This is a genomic window from Enterobacter cloacae, assembly GCF_011078175.1.
Lineage (GTDB): Bacteria > Pseudomonadota > Gammaproteobacteria > Enterobacterales > Enterobacteriaceae > Enterobacter > Enterobacter cloacae_Q.
Map to the genome: position 1 here is coordinate 108,457 of NZ_JAALCJ010000004.1, position 16,984 is coordinate 125,440.

Genomic DNA, 16,984 nt, shown 5'->3' on the forward strand with positions numbered 1-16,984 from the left:
GCAAGGTGATGGAGAAGCTATGAGTTCATCGTGTATAGAAGAAGTCAGCGTTCCGGACGATAACTGGTCCCGGATCGTCAGTGAACTGTTGGGACGTGCGGGCATTACGATTAATGGCTCATCGCCCTCCGATCCCCAGATTAAACATCCCGATTTTTTCAAACGCGTTTTACAGGAGGGATCGTTAGGGCTGGGTGAAAGCTATATGGACGGCTGGTGGGAGTGTGAGCGGCTGGATATGTTCTTCTCCAGCGTATTACGCGCCGGTCTTGAAAACCAGCTCCCTCGTCATTTCAAAGATACCTTACGCATTGCCTCCGCCCGCCTGTTCAATCTGCAAAGTAAAAAAAGGGCGTGGATCGTCGGTAAAGAGCATTACGACCTGGGCAACGATCTGTTCAGCCGTATGCTCGATCCTTTAATGCAATACTCCTGCGGATACTGGAAAAAAGCGACAACCCTGGAAGAGGCGCAGCAGGACAAACTACAGCTGATCTGCGATAAATTGCAGTTACAGCCCGGTATGCGTGTGCTGGACATCGGCTGTGGATGGGGTGGCCTTGCCTGGTTTATGGCGAAAAATTACGGAGTCAGCGTAGTCGGCGTCACGATTTCGGCTGAACAGCAGAAGATGGCGCAGGAACGCTGTCTGGGTCTGGATGTTGATATACGGCTTCAGGATTACCGCGACCTGACCGAGCAGTTCGATCGCATTGTTTCCGTGGGCATGTTTGAGCACGTGGGGCCGAAGAACTACAAAACTTACTTCGAGGTCGCCGACCGTAACCTGAAGCCTGACGGAATTTTCCTGCTACACACCATCGGCTCTAAACGCACCGATAACAATGTAGACCCCTGGATCAACAAATATATCTTCCCGAATGGCTGTTTACCTTCTGTGCGCCAGATTGCGAACGCCAGCGAACCGCATTTTATTGTGGAAGACTGGCATAACTTCGGCGCAGATTACGACACCACCCTGATGGCCTGGCATGAACGTTTCCAGGCTGCATGGCCTGAAATCGCCGACAACTATTCGGAACGATTCAAACGGATGTTTAGCTATTATCTGAATGCCTGCGCAGGCGCGTTCCGCGCGCGGGATATACAGCTATGGCAGGTGGTGTTTAGTCGTGGGATTGAGCACGGCTTACGGGTGGCCCGCTAAAAAATAACCCCGGTTACCCGGGGTTATTTTTTATTCTTCTTCCACGGTCTTTATTATCGCCGCCTCTTTCGCCGCCAGCACGCGCTCAACGGTATCCACGACCGCCTGGGTCTGGGGATCAATTTCGATATTCACGCGCTGCCCCAGTTTTTTTGCGCCAAGCGTAGTACGTTGCAGCGTTTCAGGAATTAAATGCACGCAAAAACGCGTTGGCGTCACTTCACCGACGGTCAGACTAATCCCATCGATGCCAATAAATCCTTTATAAAGGATGTATTTCATTAATGACGGATCCTGCACCTTAAACCAGATTTGACGGTTATTTTCCGAGGTCACGATTTTCGCCACCTCTGCGGTGGTCATAATATGGCCCGACATCAGATGCCCGCCAATCTCATCGCTGAATTTCGCCGCGCGTTCAACGTTGACGATATCTCCCACCACCAGCTCACCCAGGTTAGTGATGCGCAGCGTCTCTTTCATTAAATCAAAGCTAATCTGATTACCGTTAATTTCGGTCACCGTCAGGCAGCAGCCGTTATGCGCTATCGACGCCCCGGTTTCAATGCCGTCGAGCATATATTCAGGCAGCTCAACTACGTGAGTGCGGAAATTCGGTTTTTCATCAATGGACACTACTTTGGCAGTGCCCTGCACAATACCAGTAAACATGCTTACAGCTCCTGTTCATTCCGAACGGCGATGACACCGTATAATCCCACCACAATAACAGTTGAAAAAACAGGTTGCCAGCGATGCGCAATTTCTGGCGATTTTTTCACTAGATAATTAGTTAAACCCCGCTACAATAGCTGGCATCCCTCTGTTTTTTCTTCTTGCTGCCAGTTAAGGCGGCCTTTTTAGTCTCTCAAATAACTACAATACAAAGGTGTTCACGTGCAGAAGTATATGATCGAAGCGCGTCAGTTATTGGCACTGGCAATACCGGTGATCGTCGCGCAGGTAGCCCAAACCGCAATGGGATTTGTGGATACGGTAATGGCCGGTGGTTACAGCGCTACCGATATGGCCGCCGTGGCGATCGGAACCTCAATCTGGCTCCCGGCCATTCTTTTTGGCCACGGTCTGCTGCTGGCGCTAACGCCCGTTATCGCACAGCTTAACGGCTCCGGTCGACGCGACCGCGTAGCGCATCAGGTGCGCCAGGGCTTCTGGCTGGCCGGGGGTGTCTCCGTCCTGATTATGATCGTCCTGTGGAACGCCGGGTATATTATTCACGCCATGCATAATATCGACCCGGCGCTGGCCGATAAGGCGGTGGGTTATCTGCGCGCCCTGCTCTGGGGTGCGCCGGGCTATCTGTTCTTCCAGGTGGCACGTAACCAGTGTGAAGGGCTGGCAAAAACCAAGCCGGGTATGGTGATGGGCTTTATCGGCTTGCTGGTGAACATTCCCGTGAATTATGTCTTCATTTACGGTCATTTTGGCATGCCGGAACTCGGCGGCGTGGGCTGCGGCGTGGCCACGGCTGCGGTGTACTGGGTAATGTTCGGCTGTATGCTCACCTACATTAAACGTGCGCGATCCATGCGTGACATTCGTAACGACACCTCGTTCAGCGCACCTGACTGGACGCTCATGACCCGTCTCATTCAGCTGGGGTTACCCATTGCGCTGGCGCTGTTCTTCGAAGTGACGCTGTTTGCCGTCGTCGCCCTGCTGGTCTCGCCGTTAGGGATTATTGATGTCGCAGGACACCAGATCGCCCTGAACTTCAGCTCGCTGATGTTCGTCCTGCCGATGTCTCTGGCTGCTGCGGTGACGATTCGCGTGGGCTTCCGTCTGGGGCAAGGATCGACGCTGGATGCGCAAACGGCAGCCCGTACCGGGCTTGGCGTCGGCGTTTGCATGGCAGTCTGTACCGCACTCTTTACCGTGCTGTTGCGTGAGCAAATCGCCCTGCTCTATAACGACAACCCGGAGGTGGTGACTCTGGCCTCGCATCTGATGCTGCTGGCGGCCATTTATCAGATCTCTGACTCCATCCAGGTGATTGGCAGCGGCGTACTGCGTGGGTATAAAGATACGCGCTCTATCTTCTTTATCACCTTTATCGCTTACTGGGTGCTGGGTCTGCCGTGCGGGTACATTCTGGCGCTCACGGATCTGGTGGTGGATCGCATGGGGCCAGCCGGATTCTGGATGGGCTTTATTATTGGCTTAACGTCTGCGGCCATTATGATGATGCTGCGCATGCGCTTCCTGCAACGTCAGCCGTCTGCGGTAATTTTGCAGCGCGCTGCACGTTAATGTCACAGTAGCCGCCGTCTGGCGGCTACTTTCTCTTCACTTTGCGCGGTAATGAAGCAATCGCGTGAAATCAGAGAGAAAAATGCATTTTCCCTCTTGCCACCTTGGGGCTGTGCCGCTAATATTCGTCCCCGTTGTCACCGACAACACGATGCGTTCATAGCTCAGTTGGTTAGAGCACCACCTTGACATGGTGGGGGTCGTTGGTTCGAGTCCAATTGAACGCACCATTCTGCGTCTGTAGCTCAGTTGGTTAGAGCACCACCTTGACATGGTGGGGGTCGATGGTTCGAGTCCATTCAGACGCACCATTCCGTTTTCTCGCACATTTCATTTCCATTCAGCCTCGTGCAGGGGCAGCAAACTTTCTTAAATACATCGACAATGACCTCCAGCCCGCGCATGCCGGGAAAAGCGGAATGGCATAAGCCATTTTTATCTGTCCAGTAAAAGCATTGACGACTTCAAAAAATTAAGCTGGAGGCGGTCCTGGTTCAATAGCAAGAGGTCGTTACAGCATTCGCGACTTAAATATCCAGTGGCCAGAAAAGCGCCCCATCAGGTTAGCAAAACGCCCGGCGTTTGCCGGGCGTGAAAACAGCGTCAGTCAATGATTACGGCTTGTGTTCAATCGCCGGGTTGTTGTTGATGGCGATGCGCTGAGGTTTCTCTTCTTCCGGGATATCCTGGTGTAATTCAATCGCCAGCAAGCCGTTTTCCAGCGAAGCGCCGGTTACTTTCACATGCTCCGGCAGACTATAGCTGGCCCGGAAGTCGCTGCGGCTGATACCCCGATGGATCCACCCTTCTTCGCCGTTTTCGGTTTTCTCCTCTTCACGTTTACCGCTGATGTTCAGCTGACCGCCGACGGTTTCAATTTCCAGTTCGCTCTCTTTCCAGCCCGGCACGCTGAGCGTCAGTTCATAGCGGTTATCGCCCACCCGCCGGATATTGTAAGAAGGCGTGGAGGGCAACGGCGTACTGCCGGTTAGCTGGCTAAAAAGGCGATCGATACGGTTAAAACGGTCCGCAAACAGAGAGTCGGAGAGATCGTTCAACATGGGAAAAGTTCTGAGAGTCATCATGTACCTCCTGAACAGTAAAAGAGAATATTCAAAAAGTTCATGTATTACGGGCAGGTATTCCTTACCCGCCTTCTATATGAGGTTACCGCACAATATTTCAACCCCAGGAGCCTGCAAAATGTAGCTGGAACCTAAAAAACGCAACGGGCCGTTAAGCCCGTTGTTCGTTATATCATCGCAGTTCTGTCACTCTCGCCCGCTCAGCCTGCCTCCGGTAGTGGTCATATCGCTCCCGAAACCATGCCTGCTGTTCATTACTCATATTGCCGGTCACGGCATTGATATCAACTGGCTGGCCCAGGGCGTACATACGGGCAAAACTGCGTGCCAGAAAATCAAAATTCTTTAATGCGTTTATACCTTGTCGCTTCATTAGCATATCCCTCCAGTCATTGTGATTACTGTTCAAGGTCATATGCTTTTCTGATCTTAGTATCCGCCTGAAAAAGATCGTTTTTTGAGCGATGCGTGCGCATCCATCTGCCAGTGTTCACATTTCAGGAACAATAAAACTCTTCAGCCCTGGTCATGAATTTCCCTCCCTTTTATCACTCATGCAGAAAATATAAACGCCAGCCATGCAGTAAGTTCGCAATGTAGCCAGAAGGTGCGAACGGCGTGCTTTAATGCCAGACGCTGTAACAGGTCGCCCCGAACAATAAAATGCTCAAATTAAACAAGCTAACGCACCGATTCCACTGCTTTTGTGAAATGGTCTGTCCATCAATACAGCCATGTTCTTCGCCCAATTATCACGAGGGCAATGGTCAGCCCTACGTGCTGCACCTTCTGGACGGGTGCTATCCACACTGAAATTACGTACCGTCATAAACCAGGCTACTACCTGTAGTCAGAATCGTAATTTATATTTATATACGTTAGCTAACGCATAAGCGTTTTCTCCAAAATCATTACAATGCCAATGAACTGTAACAAGTACATCATTAAGTACATTAATGGTGAAAATGATTATGTAAAAGCATCTAAATCAGGAAGTTGTGCGTTATATCTATTTTCAATTGAACGCACAATTTCAGTCCTGAAATGGTGCAAAAAACCCTGTTCTAAACGTCTTAATCCCCCTCTTCATTGAATGACTTAACCGTTCTCCTGCTACGCTTGTTGTATGGTTCAGAAACGCAGGAACGCTTTCGATGAAAAAAATCGCCATTATCGGCTCAGGCCCAACAGGGATTTACACCTTTTACTCACTTCTTAACAACGCAGCGCCGCTTTCGATCGCCGTGTTTGAAAAGGCAGACCAACCCGGTGTCGGGATGCCCTACAGCGACGAGGATAATTCCCGGCTGATGCTGGCGAACATCGCCAGTATCGAAATCCCGCCCATTTTTATTTCCTATCTCGACTGGCTCAAACAGCAGAGTGCGGCCCATCTTGCACGCTATAACGTCGACAGTGAGAAACTGCACGACCGGCAATTCCTGCCGCGTATTCTGTTGGGTGAATATTTTCACGATCGTTTTCTTGCCGTCGTTGCTGAGGCGAAAAAGGCGGGCTTTCATGTCGAGGTGCACCCCAACGCAGAAGTCACTGATATTAAAGCTGATGTAGACGGCGTGGCCCTTTCAGTGAACGATGCCCCTTTCTCAAGACGGTTTGATCTTGCGGTAGTCGCCACCGGTCACGTCTGGCCTGATGAAGATGAAACCACCCGCGCATATTTCCCAAGCCCCTGGTCGGGGCTGATGGACGCGGAGATCCGAGCCTGCGAGGTGGGAATTATGGGTACCTCCCTTAGCGGACTGGACGCTGCAATGGCGGTTGTAATGCAGCATGGCCGATTTACTGATGAGCAGTTCGTTGTCAATAAAGGCAGCGAGGGGTTAAAAATCACCCTGATGTCCCGCACGGGCGTTCTGCCGGAGGCCGACATTTACTGCCCTATCCCTTATGAACCGCTGTCCGTGTTAACGGAGTCTGTGGCAGAAAGCGAAATAGCCAAAGGCCCGGACGGGCTGCTTGACCGCATCTTTGCGCTGATGGTGAAAGAGCTTGAACTGGCCGATCCGCGCTGGTGCCAGTCGATAGCGCTCAGCACGCTGAATCCAGACACCCTTCGTGATGTCTGGTTTGAGGATCGTAAAAAGCAGGGTCCTTTCACCTGGGCCGAAGCGAATCTGAAAGAAGTGGAGCGCAATAAGCGCGAGAAACGCACCGTGGCCTGGCGCTATACCGTACTTCGTCTGCATGAAGTGGTTCAGGCCATTGTCCCTTCACTCAATGAGCGTGACAGAGAGCGGTTTAAATCCGGGCTGGAGCGCGTCTTTATTGATAACTATGCTGCCATTCCACCGCAGTCTATCCGTCGGTTACTGGCGCTGCGGGAGGCAGGGATCATTAGCGTGGTCGCACTCGGTGATGATTACGACCTGGATATCGGCAGCGATCAGACCGTCATCACCACGGCAGAAAAGCGTTACCGCTTCGATGTATTTATTGATGCGCGCGGACAAAAGCCACTTAAAAACAAGGATATTCCCTTCCCCACCCTGCGTAATCAGCTTGCGGAAACCGGCGATGACGTCCCCGACGTGGGGGAAGACTATACGTTGCTGGCGCCTGCATCACTGCGGGGGCGCATCGCTTTTGGGGCGATCCCCTGGCTGATGCACGATCGTCCGTTTGTTCAGGGTTTGTCTGAGTGCGCTGAAATTGGTAAAGCGATAGCGAAAGCGGCTGGAAAACCTGCGTCGGGCGTGCGAAGGAAGTTACCTTACACGGAGTTTTAACAGGGCTTCCCTGCCCTGCGGTGTCGGATTACTCGAAGAAGACTTCCGGGTTTTCCGACAGCGATACGAACGATTTAGTGTTCTTGTCCAGGGCAAGGATTTTGCCGCTTTCGATGTCATATACCCAGCCGTGCAGGCGAATGGCGTTGTTGCGCAGGCCTACCGCCACCGACGGATGGGTCTTGATGTTGCTCAGCTGCGCAAAAACGTTCTCCTGCACCATCGCATTCACTTTATCGATTGGCTTATCCCAGGTTTTCTTCTCAACCACCGCTTTCGCCGCATCGGAGTAGCGCAGCCAGTGGGAAACGGCCGGCATGGGCTCCAGATTGGCGTTGTCAGCAATCGCCTTCATCGCGCCGCAGTTGGAGTGGCCGCAAATAACGATATCGGTCACGCCCAGGGCGACAACAGCGTATTCAATGGTCGCTGAGACACCGCCCGGCTCCGGCCCGAACGGTGGCACAATGTTGCCCGCGTTTCGAATGACAAAGAGCTGTCCTGGCTCCTGTTGCGTAACCAGTTCCGGAACCAGACGGCTGTCGGAGCAGGAGATAAACAGCGCTTTGGGATTCTGACTGGACGCTAAACTACGAAAAAGCTCTTTACGTTGCGGGAAAATCTCTTTTTGAAAGCTGAGAAAACCTTCAATGATATGTTGCATAGCCATTTCTCTTTTATCTGTTTTAGTTTAGGTATGATCGCGATCACACTCGTAAAATTTAACCACCGCGCCTTAGCGGAGACAAGCAATATATTTCTGGCCCGACCGCTGGACGATCTCATCCGCGTTCGCCGGGATGTTCTGACCTTCAAAGGCCCCGTACAGGCGCTTGTACGTTTTACCTGTCAGTCGGCCAATAACCGACTCAACGCTGCGGGCAGGCAGCGGGAGCATATTCGGGTAACTCCACATAAACGACACGGCGTCTTTACCGGGCGTGACCTGCAAAATATCACCGGCCAGCAACACGCCGTCGCCTGACTGCCAGTGCAGCACCGTGCCGCCTGCAAAATGCCCGCCCAGTCGCAGCAGCGTTACCGACGGCATAATTTCCAGAGTGTCCTCCTCCCAGAAGCGTATCGCCGGGCTGTCACGCATCACCCACTGCCGATCGCTGGCGTGCAGGTAGATCGGCGCGTTAAACGCGGCAGCCCACTCCTGCATGGTGGTGTAGTAGTGCGGGTGCGAAATCGCGATCGCGCCGATCCCCCCGAGCGCGTTGACTAACGCTCTGGTGGCCGGATCTAGGTTGGCGATACAGTCCCAGAGAATATTGCCATGCGGCGTGCGCAGCAGGATGGCGCGTTGGTTAATGGCAAAAGAGGGGACGGTTTTGATGCTGAACAGCTGCGGCTCCAGCTGTTGCCATTTGTTGGTATGCGTGGCAGTAAGACTGTCAAAATCCGTCCACGCCTGGCCCGTCACCGGGACATACTGGCGCTCATCGTCGCAAATCGGGCAGTTTTTGGGCTGTTCATCGTAAGCGGTACCGCAGGTTTTACAGAGTGTAATCATCAGCTTTTCTCAGCAATAAAGCACTGAGTATGGCAGGGATTATCCATATGTGCTGAGGGGTGCCTGGCCCGCTCTTTTTGACTTATACTGTGCCAGTATCAAAAACTGAATAACGCAGGTGGCACATGGAAATTGATCTCGATAACTTAGTCTTTAACGGGCTGGATGAAGCAGAAGAGCGCAACGCGGAACGTCTCGACGACGCGGATAAAAAAGCCCAGGCGATTGTCGCCGATGACGACTGCGGCGATGCCTGCAAGATCTGACGAGAAAGCACCGGAAGCCCCGGTGCTTTTTTTATGAATGAGGTGTTCACCCGCTATCAGTTCTCCGGCGTTTTGCTAAACCCGGTAAGCATCAGGATCAGACTTTGCGGAGATGATGCCGTCTCAAACTGATAGTGATTTCCCTGACGATCGCCGCCGATATACCACGAAATTTCGGTTTTCCCTTCAGCCAGCGCCTTACGTACCGCTTTATCCACGTCCACCATCCGGTATTCCCGGGAGTGGTTCAGGTACAGCACCGCATCCGAGCGGTAGTTGCAGGACGGCCGTGAATGCCAGCTCACGGTGGATGGATCCCAGTCGTTACTCGCCGGATAGAAGAAGATTTGATCCGCGCCGTTGGTTTCCACTTTCCCGCCATAAATACGCACGCGGTATGTAAACTGGGCAGGATCCTGTCCGGCCGGCAGCGGAGGGATGTTGAACTTCACCAGCGACAATGTTTCGCTGTTTTTTGTTCGCCCGCCGTTTTGCCAGTTATCCTGCACCAGTAAGGCCTGAGGATCGGGCTGAGACAGTGTGGGTTCCATGCTGCTTAGCCAGACGTTGGCCTTCGCTTTCGAATAACCATACGGCACGGTGGTGCCGCAATCCATTCCGCGATTCATGCACAGGTCGGTCATAAAGCGCGCGGCATCTTCTGTCCACCCGTTCATAAAGTCAGCATGCGCCGTATACAGGCTTCCCCACCGCTCTTCTCGCTCATTGCCATGCATGATGGGGTCGAGGGAAAGCTGGACTTTGCTGGTATCCAGAGAGCTGATGGTCGGGAGCACGTAGGCGATATTCATGTTCACCGTCGGGATTTTCACCGGGAAGGCCGATGGGCACTGCCCTTTCGTGTCATAGGTGGCGTTAGCCAGGCCGTGAGCGGGCTTCAGGTTGACCCCGTCCCAACAGTTCGGGAATTGAATACCGATATTAAACTGCACGGCATCCTTCGCCTTGCGTAAGCCGCAGACTTCACCCGTTTTGCTGGTGTAGCCTTTACCGTTAGCGCATAAAAAGGTGATATGGGGATTGGGCGCGGTGCCGTGGTGATCGCCGGCCAGAAGCGACAGCCCCGCCGGGAACGGGTGCAGCGGCCAGGCGTCAACGTTCGATGCCTGATAATAGGTTTTTTGATAGGCGGGTTTGGCCACCGTTCCGTCCGGCAATTTCAGCGATGGCGCCCAGTAGGCCGAGCTGTCTGCTTTGTTATCGCAGGTGGTCTTTTCCTGCGTCCGCAGCGATTCACGGCTGGAGTAAGCATCCGTGTGCACGTTGCCAAAAAAGTCGTGCAGCATGGCCTCGTTGGGCATGCCGAACATCATAATGGCATCATCGCCGAGGGTGTGGGAATAGCTGCATACAACATGCGCCTGTGGACCAGCGTGTGCCGCCTGCATGGCAAGCAGAAGTGCGGTGGCAGAAAGCGCGGGGGTTAATACTGTCCGTTTCATTATTATCTCCATCTTTGAAAGGAGAAAGTGGTAACAAAACGGCCATCATTTACCGAGGATTAGCCTGGGTATTTTTCCCTTCATCCTCGCTTTACAGACACCATGCACAGCTCATTCCAGTACATTTCGCGCGTCCGGCGCAGTTCAGCGTGACGTTTTATCATGGAACCACTCCGGGTCGATGTTGGCTACGTCCACGCCATACAGGCTGGCGACAGGCAGTATTGACTCAAGAACACGTTGCGCGCTGTTCTCCGCATTCACTGGTCGGGGCGCAAAAAACCGCCGTAACGTGCTTATCCATTTTTTCATCGTCATTACCCTTCTCGCTTAACCTGTCCTCAGTTAAACACCCGGACTGCACCCGGGGGAAATATCAAAATCCACTGTTGATGTGCAGGATCTGCAAATAGCGCCCCGCCTTCTTGTTTTTTCTTTAAAACCTTGTTCACTCATGCTTTTTTTCTCATAGCAAAGAACGATTTCTTATTTGGCGATAGCTTTCCCTTATGGGAGCGTAACGGGGTAAAACAAAAACAACGGGATGGCGTATGACTATGGCTGCAAAAATGAAAGGGTTTAAAAAACGGGCGCAGGTTCTGGGATTAGTGGCAGCCTGGAGCCTGGTTTCAGCGCAGGCGCAGGCCGATCGGCTGGCGGATATCAAGGCAGCAGGCGTGGTGAAAGTGGCCACGTTTGATGCCAATCCACCCTTTGGCTCGATTGATGCCAAAACGCATGAGATCGTGGGTTACGATGTGGACTTCGCCAAAGCGCTGGCAAAATCGCTCGGCGTAAAGCTTGAACTGGTCGCCACTAATCCGGCTAACCGCATTCCGTTGCTACAGTCCGGAAAAGCGGATCTCATCGTGGCGGATATCACTATCACCCCGGAACGTGCACAGATAATTGATTTCTCGACGCCTTACTTCATCACCGGCCAGCAGTTCCTGGTTCCGGCAAAATCACCGGACAAGCTTGATGACTATAGCCGGGCACGCATTGGTGCCGTAAAGGGTACGACGGGTGAACAGGCGCTGCACCAGCGTTTTCCGCAGTCCCGCGTCCTCTCTTATGATGACATCCCGCTGGCGCTGACGGCACTGCGCAATGGCAACGTGCAGGCCATTACCCAGGACAGCACCATCCTGGCCGGTCTGCTGGCGCAGGCGCCGGATAAAGCCGACTTCAAAATCCTGCCTGACCTGCTCAGTAAAGAAGAGATTGGCGTGGGGGTGAAAAAAGGTGAAACGGCGCTGCTGAAAGCCGTTAACGATGAGCTGGTAAACCTGGAGAACAACGGCCAGGCGGCAAAAATCTATGACGTCTGGTTCGGTCCAGGCACGCCAGCTCCACAGCCTCGTAACTTTAAAATAGAAGCCCGGTAATATGCTCTCAGGTTTATTTTCACACTCCGCGGCCAATGCCGCGGATTTTTCACGTCTGGAACGGGCCAGCGTTGAGTTTCGCCATGTGGACAAACGCTACGGCGACCATCCGGTTTTAACCGACATTAACCTCACCATCATGCCGGGTGAAGTGGTTGCCATTCTCGGCCCTTCGGGTTCCGGAAAATCGACCCTGATTCGGCTTATCAACCAGCTTGAAAGCCTGAGTGGCGGGGAGATTCTGGTCGACAACAAGCCGACCGGACAGCTTTCCGGCAGCAGGCTACGTCAGTTACGCAGCCGTGTCGGGTTTGTGTTCCAGCAGTTCAATCTCTATGCCCACCTTACCGCCAGCCAGAACATCACCCTGGCACTGGAGCACGTTCACGGCTGGAAACCCCTGCCCGCGCAGGAGCGCGCACTGGCGCTGCTGGAGAAGGTCGGCATGCTGGAGAAGGCGCACCGCTTCCCCGCTGAACTTTCCGGCGGACAGCAGCAGCGCGTGGCGATTGCCCGTGCTCTGGCCTCGTCACCGCAAATCATTCTCTTTGACGAGCCGACGTCGGCACTTGACCCGGAGATGATTGGCGAAGTGCTGTTTGTGATGAAAGCCCTCGCCCACAGCGGGATCACCATGATTGTCGTCACCCATGAGATGCAGTTCGCCAGGGAAATTGCCGATCGAATCGTCTTTATCGACGGCGGAAAAATTCTGGAAACCGCGCCCCCGGTGCAATTTTTCAACCAACCGTCGCATCCCCGTGCGAGGCGGTTCCTGCAAAAAGTGCTGGATCCGCTGCATCAGGAGCAACTGTAATGCCCGCTCTGGACTGGCAGGGGGTGCTGGCCGGACAGCCCCTGCACTGGATCCTCTCCGGATTTCTCACCACCCTGTGGGTCACGCTGGCGGGGATTATGCTGGCTAGCCTGCTCGCCTTGTTCTTTATGCTTTTGCGGCTTTCCGGGGGACGTATCGGGGCGTCGATGGTCAGCGGCTGGGTATCGCTGTTTCGCAATACGCCGCTGCTGGTCCAGCTGCTGTTCTGGTATTTCGCCGCCTGGAACGGGTTGCCGCAGGGGCTTCGCGACGCGGTCAATGCAGACCACAGCTGGTCCATTCTGCCCGGTGACGTCTGGTGGTTTACGCCCGAGTTTTTATGCTCCGCCTGGGGGTTAGGCGTCTTTACCTCGGCGTTTTTAATTGAAGAAGTCGAATCGGGGCTGCGTTCCGTGCCTGCCGGGCAACGGGAGGCGGCGCTCGCTCAGGGATTTTCCTCATGGCGTCTGTTTCGCTACATTCTTCTGCCACAGGCGCTCGCTAACGCCTGGCAGCCCGTCGTCGGTCAGTACCTTAACCTGATGAAGCTCTCCTCGCTCGCGAGCGGGATTGGCTTCGCCGAACTGACCTACCAGGTCCGCCAGATAGAAAGTTACAACGCCCATGCACTGGAAGCCTTCACCGTCGGTACGGTGCTCTACTTGCTTACCGGGATGGTGACGGGAAGCGTGCTGGTGCGCCTCGGCCCCCATTCAGGGAGGAAAAATCATGAGCCCCGGATTTAACGTTATTGTCGAAAACCTGGATTATCTGCTTTGGGGACGGGCGGCTGCGGGAGAACCCGGCGGCGTACTGCTCTCACTGCTGATGGCCGCAGGCGCCGCCGCGCTTGCCCTGCCCGGCGGGATTGTGCTGGCATGCGTCGCCTGGCGCTATCCCGGCGTGGTGCGCAGTGCGCTGTTTGCGTGGGCAGAGTTGATTCGCGGGATCCCCCTGATCTTCGTGATATTCTGGATGTGGTATCTGCTGCCGCTGATAACCGGCAGGGATCTCCCGGGCGCGACGACCGTCACGCTGGCGCTGGCCTGGTTTACCGCGGCAGCGGTGATGCATTCGGTGTTAGCCGGACTGAGAGCGCTACCGTCGGGCCAGAATGAGGCCGCGCTTTCTCAAGGGTTCAGTACGCAGCAAACGCTGTGGCGCGTGCTGCTGCCGCAGGCGCTGAGAAATATTCTGCCGTCGCTGGTCGGGATTTTTATCAGCCTGCTGAAGGATACGTCGCTGGCGTTTATCGTGAACGTTCCTGAACTGACCACGGTAGCGGGACAGATCAACAACCGGGTGCAAATTTACCCGGCGGCCATTTTTATCTTCACGGGTGTAATCTATTACCTGCTCTGCTGCTCGCTTGAGCTGCTCGCGAAGCGCTGGCGCGTTAGCCGGCCAGCGCTTTAACCACCGTTTCCATCGCTTTAGTTGTCAACTCACTGCGCTTAACGCGCTGGTTCGCCAGCGCGGTACGCAGTACGCCCGCAATGACAATATGTTTCGGCTCCTGCCCTAAATCACGCATTTCGAGAACGACCTTGCCTACCACCCGACACATCTCCTGGTACAGCGCTTCGTCTTTGGTCACATTGCCCATTGCCATCACTCCGTTGCCCTAAAACGTCAGCTTAAATCATTCGTCGGCTGGATACAAAAAAGAAGCCCGGCGTATTGTTAGCCGGGCTTCGTCTGTAAAATCAGGACATTAGTTGTTTACCGGGATAACCGCGCCTTTGTATTTGGTGCGGATCCAGTCCTGAATCTCTTTGGAGTGCAACACGTTCACCAGCGCGACGATATCCTTCTTCTTCTCGTCACCGCGATGAACGGTAATGATGTTGGCGTACGGGTTATTCTCACCGCTTTCAACCGCAATTGGATCGTGCACCGGATCCAGACCAGCATCAATTGCGTAGTTGGCGTTGATCACCACCGCAGCACCTTCGTCGTTGTTGTACATCTGCGGCAGCAGAGATGCCTCGACGTTAGGAGTGAATTGCAGCTTTTTCGGGTTCTCCACGATATCGCTGATGCGCGCGGTCACTTTATCGATGCCTGGCTTCAGCTTGATCACACCTTCTTTTTCGAAGATGGAAAGAATACGCCCTTCCTCGGAAACCGCATCACGCATGATGATTTTGCCGCCTTCCGGCAGATCCTTCAGCGATTTGTATTTTTTCGAATAGATACCGATCGGCTCAATGTGGATTGCGCCCGCACTGACAAAGTCATAATCCTTATCGCCCGCGTGATCTTTCAGGACGCTGTTCAGGTAAGGGATGTGCTGGAAATAGTTGGCGTCAATGTCATGCCCCGCCAGCGCCGTGTTTGGAAGAATGTAGTCCTGGAACGGTTTAATCTCGAGATCGATCCCCTGCTTCGCCAGGATCGGCTTAGCCTGCTCCAGAATTTCCGCATGCGGGGTGTTGGACGCCCCTACGGTGAGCGTGTCCGCCCAGGACGCAAAGCTCAGGGCGCTCAGGGTTGCGGCGGCGATCAGTGTCAGTGTCTTTTTCATGATGTGGTTCCTGTGTGTATTTATTAGCGTTTATCCAACAGTGAAGTAATGGCATCGCCGACGAACTGGATAATGAACACGATGATCAGAATGGTCACCGTTGCCACCAGCGTGACGTCACCATGGTTGCGCTGGAATCCTTCCAGATAAGCCAGATTTCCCAAACCGCCGGCACCTATCACCCCTGCCATTGCGCTGTAGCTCACCAGCGCAATCAGCGTCACCGTCATGCCTGAAACCAGTGCGGGTGAAGATTCTGGCAACAAAACCCGAAACACTAGCGTGCTCAGCCGCGCGCCCATCGAACGCGTAGCTTCAATGACCCCTTTATCCACTTCACGCAGGGCGATCTCGACCAGACGGGCGTAGAACGGCGCCGCGCCCACAATCAGGGCGGGCAGCGCAGCGTTAGCGCCAAGAATGGTTCCCACAACGGTCTTGGTGAACGGGATCAGCAGGACGATGAGAATGATGAACGGAATCGAACGGAACACGTTCACCACAATCGACATCACGCTGTAGACCGTGCGGTTGTGGAATAACCCGCCGCGGGCGGTTAAAAACAGCGCCAGACCGAGCGCGATCCCCAGGACAAAGGTCGCCACGCCCGAAAGCGCGGTCATGTAGAGCGTCTCCTGGGTTGCCGCCCAAAGCTGATCCCACTTCAGGTGCGGAAAGAGTTCTTCAGCCATGCTTGATTACCTCGCCTTCAATATCGCTTTGCTTCAGGTCGGCGAGGATATTGTTCAGTTGTTCGTCCGATGCCACCACGTGCACCCAGAGCTGCCCGAAAACACCGTGGGCCGTTTGCGTCATTTTGCCGTGCAGGATGTTAAACGGCAGGCCGTAGCGCAGGGTCAGTTCACCGACGATCGGCCTGTGCGTGCTGTGACCGGTGAAGGTCAGCCTGATTACCGTGCCTTCCAGATCGTTTGCCAGTTCGGTATTGAAGGTCTCTTCCTCCGCGTACTGGCTCACCTGGCGGACAAACTGCCGGGTGATCGGCTGCTGCGGATGCGTAAACACGCTCAGCACGTCCCCCTCTTCCACCACCTTGCCGTTCTCCATCACCGCCACGCGATCGCAAATTTTGCGCACCACGTGCATTTCATGCGTGATCAGCACGATAGTCAGATTGAAACGACGGTTAATGTCCAGGAGCAGATCGAGGATCTGATCGGTAGTCTGCGGATCCAGCGCCGAGGTGGCTTCGTCGCACAGCAACACATCCGGATGATTAGCCAACGCGCGGGCAATGCCTACTCGTTGTTTTTGCCCGCCGCTCAGCTGCGATGGGTAGGCATTTTCACGCCCCGTCAGGCCGACCAGGTCCACCAGTTCGGCAACACGGACCTCTATTTTCGCTTTTGGCACACCGGCAATTTGCATCGAAAAGGCAATGTTTTCCTTCACCGTGCGCGACCAGAGCAGATTAAAGTGCTGGAATACCATGCTGATTTTCAGGCGCGCCTGGCGCAGCGCTTCGCCCTTTGCGGCGGAAATATCCTGCCCGTTAATGGTAACGCTGCCGGCGCTGGGCTTTTCCAGGCCGTTCAGCAGACGGATCAGCGTGCTTTTCCCGGCCCCGCTGTACCCTATGATCCCGTAAATTTGCCCCTGCTCTATCGTCAAATTGACGTTATCAACGGCAGTCAGCGCCAGCTTCCCGTTGTCAAAAACCTTCGAAATATTGCTGAGTACAATCATTGTTATTCGTTATCCGTTGCGCA

General features: G+C 54.1%; 19 protein-coding genes and 2 tRNA genes. 10 read left to right on the top strand and 11 right to left on the bottom strand.

Going from position 1 to position 16,984, the window contains the following annotated elements; genetic code table 11:
• Positions 1-19: 19 nt before the first annotated feature.
• Complete coding sequence (cfa, locus tag G6Q29_RS10140; RefSeq protein ID WP_165465508.1) at positions 20-1,168, top strand: cyclopropane fatty acyl phospholipid synthase; 1,149 nt, start codon at positions 20-22, stop codon at positions 1,166-1,168.
• A gap of 30 nt (positions 1,169-1,198) precedes the next feature.
• On the opposite strand, the gene G6Q29_RS10145 is transcribed toward cfa, so the two are convergent.
• Positions 1,199-1,840 (bottom strand): riboflavin synthase, encoded by a 642-nt coding sequence (locus G6Q29_RS10145; RefSeq protein ID WP_017384610.1) that lies wholly within the window; start codon positions 1,838-1,840, stop codon positions 1,199-1,201.
• Between the two features lie 225 nt (positions 1,841-2,065).
• On the opposite strand from G6Q29_RS10145, the gene mdtK reads away from it, so the two are divergent.
• The 3 genes from mdtK (at position 2,066) to G6Q29_RS10160 (ending at position 3,750) form a co-directional block, all read left to right on the top strand.
• Positions 2,066-3,439: an MdtK family multidrug efflux MATE transporter gene (mdtK, locus tag G6Q29_RS10150; RefSeq protein ID WP_165465509.1), complete on the top strand. Its 1,374-nt coding sequence runs from the start codon at positions 2,066-2,068 to the stop codon at positions 3,437-3,439.
• A 153-nt stretch (positions 3,440-3,592) separates the two neighbouring features.
• Positions 3,593-3,669: transfer RNA gene (locus G6Q29_RS10155), tRNA-Val, on the top strand.
• 4 nt (positions 3,670-3,673) lie between these two features.
• Positions 3,674-3,750: transfer RNA gene (locus G6Q29_RS10160), tRNA-Val, on the top strand.
• A gap of 303 nt (positions 3,751-4,053) precedes the next feature.
• Here the strand turns inward: G6Q29_RS10160 and G6Q29_RS10165 are convergent.
• Together G6Q29_RS10165 and glgS are read right to left on the bottom strand one after the other, a co-directional pair.
• Positions 4,054-4,524: an Hsp20 family protein gene (locus G6Q29_RS10165; RefSeq protein ID WP_080337613.1), complete on the bottom strand. Its 471-nt coding sequence runs from the start codon at positions 4,522-4,524 to the stop codon at positions 4,054-4,056.
• 172 nt (positions 4,525-4,696) lie between these two features.
• Complete coding sequence (gene glgS / locus G6Q29_RS10170; RefSeq protein ID WP_165465510.1) at positions 4,697-4,897, bottom strand: cell surface composition regulator GlgS; 201 nt, start codon at positions 4,895-4,897, stop codon at positions 4,697-4,699.
• Positions 4,898-5,678: 781 nt separating this feature from the next.
• Here glgS and G6Q29_RS10175 point away from each other — a divergent pair.
• Positions 5,679-7,274 (top strand): FAD-NAD(P)-binding protein, encoded by a 1,596-nt coding sequence (locus G6Q29_RS10175; RefSeq protein WP_165465511.1) that lies wholly within the window; start codon positions 5,679-5,681, stop codon positions 7,272-7,274.
• Between the two features lie 28 nt (positions 7,275-7,302).
• Here G6Q29_RS10175 and G6Q29_RS10180 read toward each other — a convergent pair whose 3' ends face one another.
• Together G6Q29_RS10180 and G6Q29_RS10185 are read right to left on the bottom strand one after the other, a co-directional pair.
• Positions 7,303-7,938 carry a carbonic anhydrase gene (locus tag G6Q29_RS10180; RefSeq protein WP_165465512.1) on the bottom strand — a complete coding sequence of 212 codons (636 nt, stop codon included), beginning with the start codon at positions 7,936-7,938 and terminating at the stop codon, positions 7,303-7,305.
• A gap of 72 nt (positions 7,939-8,010) precedes the next feature.
• Positions 8,011-8,793 carry an MBL fold metallo-hydrolase gene (locus G6Q29_RS10185; protein WP_165465513.1) on the bottom strand — a complete coding sequence of 261 codons (783 nt, stop codon included), beginning with the start codon at positions 8,791-8,793 and terminating at the stop codon, positions 8,011-8,013.
• A gap of 125 nt (positions 8,794-8,918) precedes the next feature.
• On the opposite strand from G6Q29_RS10185, the gene G6Q29_RS10190 reads away from it, so the two are divergent.
• The gene (locus tag G6Q29_RS10190) at positions 8,919-9,059 is read left to right on the top strand and encodes a hypothetical protein (protein WP_003857665.1); all 141 of its coding nucleotides are present in this window, start codon (positions 8,919-8,921) and stop codon (positions 9,057-9,059) included.
• 56 nt (positions 9,060-9,115) lie between these two features.
• Here G6Q29_RS10190 and G6Q29_RS10195 read toward each other — a convergent pair whose 3' ends face one another.
• Positions 9,116-10,522 carry a DUF1996 domain-containing protein gene (locus G6Q29_RS10195; protein ID WP_165465514.1) on the bottom strand — a complete coding sequence of 469 codons (1,407 nt, stop codon included), beginning with the start codon at positions 10,520-10,522 and terminating at the stop codon, positions 9,116-9,118.
• Positions 10,523-10,666: 144 nt separating this feature from the next.
• Positions 10,667-10,834, bottom strand: a complete 168-nt coding sequence (locus tag G6Q29_RS10200; protein ID WP_032653328.1) for a hypothetical protein — start codon at positions 10,832-10,834, stop codon at positions 10,667-10,669.
• A gap of 245 nt (positions 10,835-11,079) precedes the next feature.
• Between G6Q29_RS10200 and G6Q29_RS10205 the strand changes: the two genes are divergently transcribed.
• The 4 genes from G6Q29_RS10205 to G6Q29_RS10220 are packed head-to-tail and all read left to right on the top strand — an operon-like array spanning position 11,080 to position 14,143.
• Positions 11,080-11,910 carry an ABC transporter substrate-binding protein gene (locus G6Q29_RS10205; RefSeq protein ID WP_165465515.1) on the top strand — a complete coding sequence of 277 codons (831 nt, stop codon included), beginning with the start codon at positions 11,080-11,082 and terminating at the stop codon, positions 11,908-11,910.
• A 1-nt stretch (position 11,911) separates the two neighbouring features.
• Complete coding sequence (locus G6Q29_RS10210) at positions 11,912-12,727, top strand: amino acid ABC transporter ATP-binding protein (protein ID WP_165465516.1); 816 nt, start codon at positions 11,912-11,914, stop codon at positions 12,725-12,727.
• Complete coding sequence (locus G6Q29_RS10215; protein WP_165465517.1) at positions 12,727-13,473, top strand: amino acid ABC transporter permease; 747 nt, start codon at positions 12,727-12,729, stop codon at positions 13,471-13,473. Before G6Q29_RS10210 ends, G6Q29_RS10215 begins: the two co-directional genes overlap by 1 nt.
• Positions 13,457-14,143: an amino acid ABC transporter permease gene (locus G6Q29_RS10220; RefSeq protein WP_165465518.1), complete on the top strand. Its 687-nt coding sequence runs from the start codon at positions 13,457-13,459 to the stop codon at positions 14,141-14,143. Before G6Q29_RS10215 ends, G6Q29_RS10220 begins: the two co-directional genes overlap by 17 nt.
• Here G6Q29_RS10220 and fumD read toward each other — a convergent pair.
• From fumD to G6Q29_RS10240, 4 genes are all read right to left on the bottom strand, one after another.
• Positions 14,124-14,333 carry a fumarate hydratase FumD gene (fumD, locus tag G6Q29_RS10225; RefSeq protein ID WP_003857676.1) on the bottom strand — a complete coding sequence of 70 codons (210 nt, stop codon included), beginning with the start codon at positions 14,331-14,333 and terminating at the stop codon, positions 14,124-14,126. The two genes, G6Q29_RS10220 and fumD, sit on opposite strands and share 20 nt — an antisense overlap.
• A gap of 108 nt (positions 14,334-14,441) precedes the next feature.
• The gene (locus tag G6Q29_RS10230) at positions 14,442-15,254 is read right to left on the bottom strand and encodes a MetQ/NlpA family ABC transporter substrate-binding protein (RefSeq protein WP_003857677.1); all 813 of its coding nucleotides are present in this window, start codon (positions 15,252-15,254) and stop codon (positions 14,442-14,444) included.
• Positions 15,255-15,277: 23 nt separating this feature from the next.
• Complete coding sequence (locus tag G6Q29_RS10235; protein ID WP_045334087.1) at positions 15,278-15,946, bottom strand: methionine ABC transporter permease; 669 nt, start codon at positions 15,944-15,946, stop codon at positions 15,278-15,280.
• Positions 15,939-16,961: a methionine ABC transporter ATP-binding protein gene (locus tag G6Q29_RS10240; RefSeq protein WP_165465519.1), complete on the bottom strand. Its 1,023-nt coding sequence runs from the start codon at positions 16,959-16,961 to the stop codon at positions 15,939-15,941. Before G6Q29_RS10240 ends, G6Q29_RS10235 begins: the two co-directional genes overlap by 8 nt.
• Between the last annotated feature and the right edge of the window lie 23 nt (positions 16,962-16,984).

What these genes read in the sequence shown, in the direction of transcription:
- G6Q29_RS10220 (WP_165465518.1), top strand. Translation starts at nt 13,457, where the DNA reads ATGAGCCCCGGATTTAACGTTATTGTCGAAAACCTGGATTATCTGCTT.
- G6Q29_RS10205 (WP_165465515.1), top strand. Translation starts at nt 11,080, where the DNA reads ATGGCTGCAAAAATGAAAGGGTTTAAAAAACGGGCGCAGGTTCTGGGA.
- cfa (WP_165465508.1), top strand. Translation starts at nt 20, where the DNA reads ATGAGTTCATCGTGTATAGAAGAAGTCAGCGTTCCGGACGATAACTGG.
- fumD (WP_003857676.1), bottom strand. Translation starts at nt 14,333, where the DNA reads ATGGGCAATGTGACCAAAGACGAAGCGCTGTACCAGGAGATGTGTCGG.
- G6Q29_RS10235 (WP_045334087.1), bottom strand. Translation starts at nt 15,946, where the DNA reads ATGGCTGAAGAACTCTTTCCGCACCTGAAGTGGGATCAGCTTTGGGCG.
- glgS (WP_165465510.1), bottom strand. Translation starts at nt 4,897, where the DNA reads ATGAAGCGACAAGGTATAAACGCATTAAAGAATTTTGATTTTCTGGCA.
- G6Q29_RS10145 (WP_017384610.1), bottom strand. Translation starts at nt 1,840, where the DNA reads ATGTTTACTGGTATTGTGCAGGGCACTGCCAAAGTAGTGTCCATTGAT.
- G6Q29_RS10230 (WP_003857677.1), bottom strand. Translation starts at nt 15,254, where the DNA reads ATGAAAAAGACACTGACACTGATCGCCGCCGCAACCCTGAGCGCCCTG.
- G6Q29_RS10215 (WP_165465517.1), top strand. Translation starts at nt 12,727, where the DNA reads ATGCCCGCTCTGGACTGGCAGGGGGTGCTGGCCGGACAGCCCCTGCAC.
- G6Q29_RS10185 (WP_165465513.1), bottom strand. Translation starts at nt 8,793, where the DNA reads ATGATTACACTCTGTAAAACCTGCGGTACCGCTTACGATGAACAGCCC.
- G6Q29_RS10190 (WP_003857665.1), top strand. Translation starts at nt 8,919, where the DNA reads ATGGAAATTGATCTCGATAACTTAGTCTTTAACGGGCTGGATGAAGCA.
- G6Q29_RS10240 (WP_165465519.1), bottom strand. Translation starts at nt 16,961, where the DNA reads ATGATTGTACTCAGCAATATTTCGAAGGTTTTTGACAACGGGAAGCTG.
- G6Q29_RS10175 (WP_165465511.1), top strand. Translation starts at nt 5,679, where the DNA reads ATGAAAAAAATCGCCATTATCGGCTCAGGCCCAACAGGGATTTACACC.
- G6Q29_RS10165 (WP_080337613.1), bottom strand. Translation starts at nt 4,524, where the DNA reads ATGATGACTCTCAGAACTTTTCCCATGTTGAACGATCTCTCCGACTCT.
- G6Q29_RS10195 (WP_165465514.1), bottom strand. Translation starts at nt 10,522, where the DNA reads ATGAAACGGACAGTATTAACCCCCGCGCTTTCTGCCACCGCACTTCTG.
- G6Q29_RS10210 (WP_165465516.1), top strand. Translation starts at nt 11,912, where the DNA reads ATGCTCTCAGGTTTATTTTCACACTCCGCGGCCAATGCCGCGGATTTT.
- G6Q29_RS10200 (WP_032653328.1), bottom strand. Translation starts at nt 10,834, where the DNA reads ATGAAAAAATGGATAAGCACGTTACGGCGGTTTTTTGCGCCCCGACCA.
- G6Q29_RS10180 (WP_165465512.1), bottom strand. Translation starts at nt 7,938, where the DNA reads ATGCAACATATCATTGAAGGTTTTCTCAGCTTTCAAAAAGAGATTTTC.